The 599-nt window shown below is 67.1% G+C and carries 1 pseudogene; it reads right to left on the reverse strand.

The features are described 5' to 3' along the window. Positions 1-212 precede the first annotated feature (212 nt). Positions 213-599, reverse strand: a pseudogene (locus IEZ19_RS50130) (transposase); the annotation flags it as partial.

Consider the following 599-nt stretch of genomic DNA (forward strand, 5'->3'; position numbering starts at 1 on the left):
GTTCAGGTCATCCGCTGATCGGCCGCCACTCTTCGACTTTCGCCAAGACGATCAGGTGGGTGCCTACGAAACGGCACTCGACCGGCTGGATGAGGCCGCCAGCCACGTCGATGTCGTGGTCCCCGGCCACGGCGCCGTTGCCGAGGGTCCCCAGGTGGCGGCCCGGCCGTAAGAGGTCGTTTTCTCCCGATGTTTCATCCCGGAATAGGTGTTTAATCCCGGGGTGTCGGGTCGCGCCAGGAGATGGTGGCTTCGTTGGTCAGGCGGCGGGCCATCAGGTCGGTCATGGCGAGGTGGATCATGGCTTCGGAGCGGGCGGGGAGGGTTTCGTAGTCACGGGCCAGGCGGCGGTGGAACATCAGCCACCCGTAGGTCCGCTCCACGGTCCAGCGTTTGGGTAGCGGGGTGAATCGGTGAATCCCCTGGTTCCGGGGGCGCGTTGGACGATTTCCATGTCGATGCCGAGGGTGGCGGCGTGCTCGACGAGGTGCTGGCGGTAGCCGCCGTCCACCCAGACCTTGCGGATGGTGGGGTGGGCGGCGGCCACCTGGTCGACCAGGTGGGTGCCGGCGACCGAATCCTGCACGCTCGCGGCTGTG

Origin of the sequence: Streptomyces brasiliensis (assembly GCF_014647875.1) — a bacterium.
In the GTDB taxonomy this organism is placed as follows: Bacteria; Actinomycetota; Actinomycetes; order Streptomycetales; family Streptomycetaceae; genus Streptomyces; species Streptomyces brasiliensis.